Raw genomic sequence first — 10,582 nt, 5'->3', positions numbered from 1 at the left:
TGAATAGTTCGGTTTTCTTTTTTTCGCAAGAGGGAAGCAAAGCGGTCAAAATGTGCAAAATCGGACCCTTGGCTTGGCGTTGGTGCCGGGGTATGACATGGCGCACTTATACAAGATTGACAGCCCGGGGGCTTGGATGAGCGATACTGACAGTTTCATTGATGAGGTCACCGAAGAGGTGCGCCGCGACCGGATCTATCTGCTGCTGCGTCGCTGGGGTTGGGTGGGCGTCGTCGCCGTCGTGTTGATCGTAGGCGGTGCGGCTTTCAATGAATACCGCAAGGCGCGGGCCACGGCGCAAGCTCAGCAATTGGGTGACACGATTCTTGCTGCGTTGTCCGAAAATGACCCGGCTGCAAGGGCTGCAGGTCTTTCGCAGGCAGAGGCGATGTCACCGGGCGGGAAAGCCGTGCTGGATATGTTGCTGTCCGCGTCACAGATCGAATCCGGATCCCGAGAGGACGCGGTCAACAGCCTGAACGCGGTGGCCGTACAGGGCGACCTGCCCGAGATTTACCGCGCGATTGCAAGCTTCAAATCGCTGCTGTTGCAAGGCGATACCTTGCCAGCCGCCGATCGGCGTCAGCAGTTCGAGGCGTTGGCAGCCCCCGGAGCCCCGCTGCGGTTGCTGGCGGAAGAGCAGTTGGCCCTGATTGACGTGGCCGATGGCAATGTCGATGCTGCGCTGGACCGGTTGCAGGCACTGCGGCAGGATGCCGAGGTGGGTATCGACCTGCAACAGCGCGCCGCGCAAATGATCATTGCTTTGGGTGGTGAACCTGAACCTTTGGTGGCGCAGCAAGGCTGACCAAGCGGGACAAAAGACTTAACGACAGGCGAGTTCGGAGTATCATGGTAAAAAGATTATTTTCCCGCACGGGAATGCCTTTTGCGGCGCTGGCCCTGACCGCATTGGCGGCCTGTGAGCCGCCCGAAGCCATTCTGCCCGGTGAACGCGAGGATATTCGCCCTGTTTCAGATCTGGAAACGGTCGAAAAGCGCGGCTCGCAACCGATCAGCTTGCCGGGGCAACAGGTCAACGCCAACTGGTCACAAAGTCCGGGAACGCCCGCCTACCGGACCACGCATGCCGCTTTGCGCGCGACGCCACAGCGGATCTGGTCAGTTTCGATCGGGCAGGGTGACTCGCGCAAGCAGCGCATTACCGCCGAGCCGGTGGTTGCGGGCGGTTTGATTTTCACACTGGACTCAGGAGCGACCGTTTCAGCGGTCACACCGCAGGGACAGTTGGCATGGGAGGCCGACCTGATCCCGCCAAGTGATGGCGACTCGGATGCAACAGGTGGTGGCTTAGCTTACGCTGACGGCGTCCTTTATGTGTCGTCGGGGTTCGGTCGGTTGACCGCGCTGGACGCTAAATCGGGTGCCGTGCGCTGGCAAAAACGCCTGGAAGCGACGGGCAGCGGTGCACCGCTGGTGAATGACGGGCTGTTATACGTTGTGGCCGGAGACGAAACCGGGTGGGCTGTAAACACCAAGGACGGACGCATAGCCTGGCAAATCGAAGGGACACCCAGCGTCGGGAACGTTCTGGGTGCGCCTGCGCCTGCAATTGCATCTGATCTGGCTGTATTCGCCTTTGGCTCAGGTGACGTGGCTGCCACGTTCCGCCGCGGCGGTATCCGTCGCTGGAACGCGTCTGTGGCAGGGGGGCGTCGCGGGCGAGCTGCGGCGCAGATCGTCGATGTGACCGGCGGTCCGATGGTTGTTGGCAACAGTATCTACATCGGCAATCACTCGGGCCGGACCGTCGCATTTGATGCCGCTTCCGGTGAACGCCGGTGGACAGCAGACGAAGGTGCGGTCGATACTGTCTGGCCTGCGGGCAACAGCATTTTCCTGATCAGTGATCGCAGCCAACTGGTGCGCCTGAACGCGGCGGACGGGTCTGTCATCTGGGCGCAGGATCTGCCGGGCTTTGTCAAGGACAAGCGCGGTCGCCGGGGACCGATCTTTGCGCATTACGGCCCAATTCTGGCCGGTGGTCGTATCGTGGTCGCGTCCAACGACGGGTATCTGCGGTTCTTCAATCCAGTTGACGGAACACTGGTTCATCAGGCTGAGGTTCCCGGTGGCGCGACAGCATCCCCCGTTGTGGCCGGGCAGACGCTGTATGTTGTTTCGACCAAAGGTGATCTACACGCTTTCCGTTGACGGCAAGATGCGTTAAAGGGCGCAACTTGAGTCTTGAAAGTAGAGTATCATGTCGCTGACCCTCGCCATCGTGGGGCGCCCGAATGTGGGCAAATCCACATTGTTCAACCGCCTCGTGGGCAAACGTCTGGCGCTGGTCGACGATCAGCCTGGTGTGACGCGTGACTTGCGCGAGGGCGAAGGGCGTCTGGGCGATCTGCGCTTTACCGTGATCGACACGGCCGGACTTGAAGACGCGACAGATGACAGTTTGCAGGGCCGGATGCGCCGCCTGACCGAGCGCGCCGTGGACATGGCCGATGTCTGCCTGTTCATGATCGATGCGCGGGTCGGTCTGACGCCAACAGACGAGATGTTTGCAGAAATCCTGCGCAAACGGTCCAAGCATGTAATCCTTGCGGCCAACAAGGCTGAAGGCAGCGCAGCGGATGCCGGGGTGCTCGAGGCATACAATCTGGGTCTGGGTGAACCGGTGCGCATGTCGGGTGAACATGGCGAGGGGATGACCGACCTTTATGCTCAGCTGATGCCATTGGCGGATGCCGCCGAGGAAAAACAGGTCGAAGAAGCCCCGGAAACAGATATTGAGCTGGATGAAGACGGTGAGGGCGAAATGCCCCTGATCACCGCTGCCAAGCCTTTGCAGGTGGCCGTGGTTGGCCGTCCGAATGCGGGCAAGTCCACGCTGATCAACAAGATCATCGGCGAAGACCGCCTGTTGACGGGGCCCGAGGCTGGGATCACCCGTGACGCTATCAGCCTGCGGATCGATTGGGCCCACCCGGACGGAGAAAGCACTCCGATGCGGATTTTTGATACGGCAGGAATGCGCAAGAAAGCGAAGGTACAGGAAAAGCTTGAAAAGCTTTCGGTGTCAGACGGTCTGCGCGCGGTGAAGTTCGCCGAGGTTGTCGTCGTACTGCTGGACGCAGCCATTCCATTTGAACAACAGGACCTGAGAATTGCCGATTTGGCCGAACGCGAAGGTCGGGCTGTTGTTGTCGCTGTAAACAAGTGGGACGTCGAGGAAAACAAGCAGGAAAAGCTGCGGGAGCTGAAAGATGCCTTCGATCGCTTGCTGCCGCAGCTGCGCGGTGCCCCTCTGGTCACCGTCTCGGCGAAAACGGGCCGCGGGCTTGAGAGATTGCGCGCCGCCATCCTGCGCGCCCATGATGTCTGGAACCGCCGTGTGCCAACCGCGGCGTTGAACCGGTGGCTGACTGCCATGCTGGAGCAACACCCGCCGCCAGCCCCACAGGGCCGCCGCATCAAGCTGCGCTATATGACCCAGGCGAAAACGCGGCCGCCGGGTTTTGTTGTGATGTGTTCTCATCCCGATAAGATGCCCGAAAGCTATACCCGCTATCTGGTCAACGGGTTGCGCCAGGACTTTGACATGCCTGGCACCCCAATCCGGCTGACGCTGCGCGGGCAGGGCGACAAGAACCCATATAAGGGGCGGCGCAAGAAAAATGCGGGCGCGCTGGCCAAACATCTTAAGGGCCGCGCGTAACTGCGCCAATTTTCAGCATCTTACCTCACGGGGGCGTGACAGTTTCTGTTCTCCACGCTAGCATTCATGCGTGTGCATTTGTTTGGGCACGCACTGCTTGCACGCGGACTAGCCGCACCTAGATTTGAACAGAAAACTGAACGGCCATCGTAAGGAGACGGCTGGATGGATTTGAGGGAATATACAAGACATTACGCGGTGCAGGACAACAGATTGGCCGCGGCAAGTTATTTTGGCACATTTGCGGTGTATTTCGCGTCGCTGACCGTTGCGATCACCTTTGTTGATCGATGGTACATCATGATACCCGCCGGGATCGTGTTCGCCTTTGCCGCAGTACGGCTTTATGTGCTGCAACATGATTGCGGGCATCACTCTCTGTTTGAAACACGGATTCAAAACGAATGGGCAGGGCATGGCCTGTCACCTTTCACTTTCGCCCCGTTCGAGGTGATGAAGCAAAACCACAATCTGCACCATGCGGGCATCGGAAATCTTGAACATCGCGAGACGGGTGAAATTCATACGATGACTCTGCGAGAGTGGAATGCTGCTGATTGGAAAACGCGTTTGTTTTACAGGCTGTATCGCAATCCGTTCATCCTGGTTCCGGTCGGCGCGTTGTTCACCTATTTCATCCGATATCGCTGGCCCAAGAACACAGTGCGATTTGGTGCCAAAGGTGTGGTGTTGCACAACCTGTCGATCGTTGTTTTTCTTGGATTGTTGTATCTGATCGCGGGTATGACGGGCATTTGGGTCTGGCTGGTGTTTTCCTTTTTGGGTGGAATGCTGGGCGTCTTCCTCGTTTATCTTCAGCACAATTTCGAAGACACCTATTGGGATCGCCGCCCTGACCTGAATCCTCAGACAGCAGCGCTTGAGGGATCATCCGCGCTGGATTTCGGATGGTGGTTTGATATGGCTGTGGCCTGCATCACGTTGCACGACATCCACCATTTCAACGCGCGTATCCCATCATATCGCCTGCGTGCCTGCCACTATAACATGCTGCCGGAATACACCCCTCGCCGGATCAAGTTTCCCGAGGCCGTGGCGGCATTGAACCTGAAGCTATGGGACGAAGATGCCAAGCGCCTTGTACCCTTTCCGAGAAACAACCGAGCCGCTGGTCTTGCCCATAACTAAGCTGGCAGAACAGGGACGACCACCACACAGCTTGCGGGCTCGTGTATCTTTTGTATATACGAGCCAGTAATCAGACAGAGAAAGGACCCAGAATGACCGCTGTGACCGACATAAAAGGTGTAGGAGAGGCGCTTGGCCAGGCCCTTGTTACCAATGGTTTCAAGACCGCCGAGGCAATAGCCAAGGCAACTCCCGCTGATTTGGTCAAGGTCCCTCGGATCGGTGATGCGCGCGCGTTGGTTTTGATTGCATCTGCCAAAGAAGCCGTTGCCGCAAAACCGGCGGCTGCGAAACCGGTAACACGCCGAACTGCGGCCCGGACTCCGGCGGCGCGCAGGCCTTCTGAACGCAAAGCCGCGCCACGCAAAACAATCGCCGCAGCCGCAGCCGAGAAACGGGTCGAGGAAGCCGCACGCAAGGCGGCAGAAGAAAAAGCCGCCGCCGAAAAAGCCGAAGCTGCTGAAAAGAAAAAGGCCAAAGCCAAGGCCAAGGCCGAAAAAGCCGCGAAAAAACGCAAAGAGATGGAAGCCGCTTTTTCAAAGGCCAAGGATAAGGTGAAAGCCAAATCCAAAAAGGACAAGAAGTCAAAAAAGGACGGAAAAAAGAAAGACGGTAAAAAAAGCGGAAAGAAGAAGGACAAGAAAAAAGCGAAGAAGTAAAACTTCTTCGCCTTCCGTCGATGTCCTAACCGGTGCCTGACAGCGCCGGTTTCGTCTGTCAGGCCAACGTACCGTCCAGTTGCAGGGTCAGTTTGCCGCCCAGATAAGGACCAAGTGCCTCAGGCAGCGAAACAGTGCCGTCTGCATTCTGCCCATTCTCAAGAACAGCGATCAGGCAACGCCCGACAGCCAGACCGGAACCGTTCAGAGTATGAACAAATTCGGGCTTGCCACCATTTTCAGGCCTGAAACGGGCATTCATCCGGCGTGCCTGAAACGCGCCTGTGGTCGAGACCGAGCTGATCTCGCGATAGGTGTCCTGTCCGGGCAGCCACGCTTCGATGTCATAGGTGCGGCGCGCGCCAAAGCCCATATCACCGGTGCACAAAACAACAGTGCGATAGGGAATACCCAACTGTTCCAGCAGATCCTCGGCGCAGCGCAACATACGCTTTTGCTCGTCATCTGACGCGTCGGGATGGGTGATCGAGACCATCTCGACCTTTTCGAACTGGTGCTGGCGCAGCATCCCTGCGGTGTCCTTGCCGGCACTTCCGGCCTCGGACCTGAAACAGACGGTATGGGCGGTCATACGGATGGGCAGGGCAGACTCTTCAAGAATGTCACCGGCCACTGAATAAGTCAGCGTGACCTCGGAGGTTGGGATCAGCCACCAGCCATTGGTCGTCTGATAGCTGTCGTCACCGAATTTAGGCAGTTTATCAGTGCCATACATCGCCTCATCCCGAACCAGAACCGGTGTCTGCATTTCTGTCAGACCGTTCTTGTCAATATGCGTGTCCAACATGAACTGGGCCAGCGCGCGGTGGATGCGGGCAACCCCCTTGGACAGGTTCACAAATCGGCTGCCGCTGGTTTTGGCGGCGGTTTCGAAATCCATTGCGGCTGCGACGGCAGGAATGTCGTAATGCTCTTTCGGTGCAAAGCTGAAATCGCGCGGGGTGCCCCAGCGGTTTACTTCGACATTGTCGTTTTCATCCGCGCCTTGCGGCACGTCATCGGCAGGCAGGTTGGCGATGCGGGCCAGTTGATCGGTCAGCAAGGCGTCCAGATCCTTGGCCTCGGTCTGCATCCGGGCGACTTCGGCCTTTTTCTCGGCAACCAGCGCGCGCAGGCGTTCGAATTCAGCCTCATCCCCGCGGCCTTTGGCAGCGCCGACCTCTTTGCTGGCCTTGTTCTGTTCGGCCTGAGCCGTCTCTGCGGCCAGAATCTTGGCACGTCTGCTTTCGTCCAGCCTCAGCAGATCTGACGACACCGGCGCGTCCCCACGGCGCGCTAGGGCGGCGTCGAAGGCGGCAGGGTTTTCGCGAATGGCGCGGATGTCGTGCATGTCTCAGATCCTTGAATGCGTGAATCACTGAACCCGCTTATGCACCATCTGCGGGGCAGGGTGTAGCACCGGTTACGACTTATCAGCGTCTTCGTGGGTTTCATGCGCCAGATGGCCCTCCCATGCCCCGGCCGGTATTTTAGGCTCAGGCGGGTCAGCCACATAAGAAGGCGTCATGATCTGCACATTGTTTTCGTTAAATACCGCAACGATGTTTCGATGCAGGTCCGAACGGATTTTGGGGATGATGCTGCCACGGGTGGTGTAGCCGTTGATCTGATAGTTGATCGCGTAATCGGCCAAGGCCGTCCAAAGCACAAAAGGTCCGGGATTGGTCTTGATGCCCGTAGTGCGGTTGGCCGCCTCGATCAGCATCGCCTCTACCTTCTCAGGGGGTTCTTCGTAGCCGATACCAACGGTCGTGTGCAGCAACAGCCCGCTACCATCAGTTTTCTTCGAAAAGTTCACGACATCTGAATTCATCAATTGTGCATTGGGGATTGAAATCAGCTCGTTCTTGATCGACTTCAGGTGGGTCTCCATCAGTTTGATCTGAACCACATCGCCGATATGGTCCCCGATCTGGATTCGGTCGCCGATCGAGGTAGACCTGCGGTAAATCACAAACAGCCCGGCCAGCATGTTGGACACGACCGAATTCGCGCCCAAGGACAGCATGGCGCCGACCAGAATGGTCAATCCCTGGAACGCGGCAGAATCTGAGCCCGGAATATAGGGAACCGCAAAAACCAGCGCGATCAGAATGACGGCGACACGGGCAATGTTGAACGTCGGGTTGACCCAGTGTTTTTCGAAATCGCCCATTTCGAATGAACCGGCTTCGACCGCATCAAAGAACACGCGCAAACCTTTGATGATGTACAATGTAACCCATGTAATCAGCCCTAGCATGATCAGATTGGGGATATAGCTGAGGATGCCCCGGAAAATCAGCAGCACCGGCTCGGTCAGATAGGTTAGCAGAAGCTGCGCAAAATATCGGGTTTCCGCAAAAGCCAAAAGAACAAAGGACAGATAATAGTAGAAACCGAGAAAGAATATGATCAACAGCACGAAGTTCAGACCATAGCGGATAAGTGCCGCGATTGCTTCGGCCTGAACGCTTTTGGCTGTCGCCGTTTCGACATCCTTTAAGTAGCGTTTTACCAGCTTCAATGTGCGACGCCTGATCCGACGGTGCAGCCACAGGATAGTGACAACAAACAGGACAAATCCCAACGTCCAGCCGGCCGCTTCAATAGCACCGGAAACACGCGCTTGGTCGGTTCGGTTGGCTCGGTACGCCTCGATGGACTGTTTGATCGCATCGCCATGCAAGACGCTCAGAACACTTAGTTCCATCTGATCCAGTTCAGCGTCAGCTTTGGTCACGATCGAGATTCTTTGGCCATCGGCCAGAATTCGGATACCAAACTGGGTCTCTTCATAGGTGATCTCGACCAAAGGTGCTTCCGACGCTTCCGCAACCGCAATGATCTTATTGTGTACGCCTTCGGCGCGCTCCGGAGCAGGCAGGGCGCTGGATCCCCGCACCTGAAACAGAATGTCCCCGTCCACGATAACCGGGGCCATGAACGTGTCCGATTCCGCAGTCTCGGACAGGGGGGATTCTGCGGGTGCTTCCTGCGACGAGGCCGCACCGGACAGCCACACACTCACCGACAGGGCAGTCAGTAAATAAAGCAACGAAAGGAAAGGCTTGAGTGGCCGCGTCATGTGTCCCCCTTCGGATAAACTATAACCGGTTTTGGTTATGTTCCTAGGACATATCTGCAACGCTTTGCCCGTAGTTGCCGGTATGTGCCCGTTTTCAGGAGGGATACATGACCGCCTTTGCTTGCAAACCGACATTTCAAAGCATAGGTTCCGCCCAAATTTGCGGAACTGTGCCGCAAGACTAGAACAAAGGAATATCCCATGGATGGTGGCGCAATCGCCCAGTTTCTCCCGCTGATCCTGATCTTCGCGATCATGTATTTCCTGCTGATCCGTCCGCAGCAGAAGAAGATGAAGGAACATCAGGCCATGGTCGATGCCGTGCGCCGGGGTGATCAGGTGATCACTCAAGGGGGCGTGATCGGCAAGGTGTCGAAGGTCAAGGAAGGCGATAACGAGATCGAGGTCGAAATCGCCGAGGGCGTCAAGATTCGCGTGGTCAAATCGACCATCGCCCAGGTTCTGAACAAGACCGAACCGGCGAAGTAATTTCGCGCGAAAATTCCTTGAAAAGGCAGGGTAATGCTGCAATTTGATACCTGGAAGCGGGTTCTGATCTGGCTGGTCTGTGTGATCGGTCTGCTCATGGCCCTGCCAAACGCGTTTTACACGCGGGTCGAACAATCCAACGACGCCAAAGCCGCGATCGAGCTGGGCAACGACACACCCCAGATGCAGGCTGAAGCCGCGCAATGGCCGAGTTGGTTGCCGTCATCCTTGGTCAATCTTGGCCTCGACCTGCGCGGCGGCGCACATCTGCTGGCCGAAGTACAGGTACAAGACGTCTACGACTCCCGGATGGAGGCGATGTGGCCGGAAATCCGCGATGCCCTGCGCGATGAACGTGCCACAGTGGGAACCATCCGCCGTCAGGACTCGGCCGCGGATGAGATTCGCGTACGCATCAGTCAGCCCGAAGGAATGCCACAGGCGTTGGAGGCCGTGCGCGGGCTGGCCCGTCAGGTCCAGACCCTGACAGGTGTTGGCGCCACAGATATCGAAGTCCGTGCCGAAGGGGATACAATTGTCGTACAGTTGTCCGAGGCAGAAAAACTAGCCTCGGATGACCGCACGGTGCGTCAGGCGCTGGAAATCATCCGCCGCCGGATCGACGAGGTTGGTACGCGAGAGCCCACAATCCAGCGTCAAGGTGCTGATCGCATCCTGATTCAGGTGCCCGGCATTGGCAGCGCGGGCGAGCTGAAGGAAATTATCGGAACAACAGCACAGTTGACCTTCAACCCGGTTGTCGGGCGCGGAACCGATCCGGATGCCGTCGCAGGTGTCGGTGAAAAAATCGTGCCGTCGATTGACGAAAACGAAGTCTTCTACAACATCGAATCCGCCCCGGTCGTGACAGGAGAGGAACTGGTAGACGCGCAGCCGTCCTTCGATCAGAACGGCCGCCCTGCGGTCAACTTCCGGTTCAACACATCCGGTGCGCGCAAGTTCGGGGATTATACCCGTGACAACATCGGCGCACCCTTTGCCATCGTGCTGGATGACGAAGTGATCTCGGCCCCCGTGATCCAAAGCCATATCCCGGGCGGGTCGGGCATCATCACCGGTAACTTCACCGTTGAGGAAAGCACCAATCTGGCCGTCCTGCTGCGTGCAGGTGCGTTGCCTGCGGGGCTGGAGTTCCTGGAAGAACGCACCATCGGGCCCGAACTGGGACAGGACAGTATCGACGCTGGCAAAGTTGCCACAATCGTGGCCTTTGTTGCCGTACTGACCTTCATGGCGCTCAGCTATGGCCTGTTCGGTGTCTTCGCCAATATCGCGCTGATCATCAACGTGGGCTTGTTGTTCGGCTTGCTGTCCCTGATCGGCGCAACCCTGACACTGCCGGGGATTGCGGGGATCGTTCTGACGGTCGGTATGGCAGTGGATGCCAACGTGCTGATCTTTGAGCGCATCCGCGAAGAACTGAAATCCGCCAGAGGTCCGGCCCGCGCCATCGATCTGGGCTATGAAAAGGCGTTGTCGGCCATTCTG

General features: G+C 57.5%; 9 protein-coding genes. 7 read left to right on the top strand and 2 right to left on the bottom strand.

Annotated elements, in window-relative coordinates:
* The first annotated feature begins 136 nt into the window (after positions 1 to 136).
* From AC2FND_RS09745 to AC2FND_RS09725, 5 genes are all read left to right on the top strand, one after another.
* Positions 137 to 808, top strand: coding sequence for a hypothetical protein (locus AC2FND_RS09745; RefSeq protein WP_496769421.1), 672 nt, complete (start codon positions 137 to 139; stop codon positions 806 to 808).
* Between the two features lie 44 nt (positions 809 to 852).
* Positions 853 to 2,175, top strand: a complete 1,323-nt coding sequence (locus AC2FND_RS09740) for a PQQ-like beta-propeller repeat protein (RefSeq protein ID WP_496769419.1) — start codon at positions 853 to 855, stop codon at positions 2,173 to 2,175.
* Between the two features lie 49 nt (positions 2,176 to 2,224).
* Entirely contained in the window at positions 2,225 to 3,688 is a 1,464-nt protein-coding gene (gene der / locus AC2FND_RS09735) for a ribosome biogenesis GTPase Der (RefSeq protein ID WP_496769417.1), read from the top strand.
* 165 nt (positions 3,689 to 3,853) lie between these two features.
* Positions 3,854 to 4,837, top strand: coding sequence for a fatty acid desaturase (locus AC2FND_RS09730; RefSeq protein ID WP_496769415.1), 984 nt, complete (start codon positions 3,854 to 3,856; stop codon positions 4,835 to 4,837).
* A 92-nt stretch (positions 4,838 to 4,929) separates the two neighbouring features.
* On the top strand, positions 4,930 to 5,496 hold the full coding sequence (locus AC2FND_RS09725) for a helix-hairpin-helix domain-containing protein (RefSeq protein WP_496769413.1): 567 nt from the start codon (positions 4,930 to 4,932) through the stop codon (positions 5,494 to 5,496).
* Positions 5,497 to 5,554: 58 nt separating this feature from the next.
* Here AC2FND_RS09725 and serS read toward each other — a convergent pair whose 3' ends face one another.
* The gene (gene serS / locus AC2FND_RS09720) at positions 5,555 to 6,847 is read right to left on the bottom strand and encodes a serine--tRNA ligase (RefSeq protein WP_496769411.1); all 1,293 of its coding nucleotides are present in this window, start codon (positions 6,845 to 6,847) and stop codon (positions 5,555 to 5,557) included.
* Between the two features lie 72 nt (positions 6,848 to 6,919).
* Positions 6,920 to 8,584 carry a mechanosensitive ion channel family protein gene (locus tag AC2FND_RS09715; RefSeq protein ID WP_496769409.1) on the bottom strand — a complete coding sequence of 555 codons (1,665 nt, stop codon included), beginning with the start codon at positions 8,582 to 8,584 and terminating at the stop codon, positions 6,920 to 6,922.
* Positions 8,585 to 8,785: 201 nt separating this feature from the next.
* Here AC2FND_RS09715 and yajC point away from each other — a divergent pair, with 201 nt between their 5' ends.
* Positions 8,786 to 9,073 carry a preprotein translocase subunit YajC gene (yajC, locus tag AC2FND_RS09710; protein ID WP_209503494.1) on the top strand — a complete coding sequence of 96 codons (288 nt, stop codon included), beginning with the start codon at positions 8,786 to 8,788 and terminating at the stop codon, positions 9,071 to 9,073.
* 33 nt (positions 9,074 to 9,106) lie between these two features.
* Positions 9,107 to 10,582: protein translocase subunit SecD (gene secD / locus AC2FND_RS09705; protein WP_496769407.1), on the top strand; the 1,476-nt coding region annotated here is incomplete at its 3' end.

The organism is Ruegeria sp. BHSB056, assembly GCF_059613305.1.
This window is presented reverse-complemented; position numbering and strand designations above follow the sequence as displayed.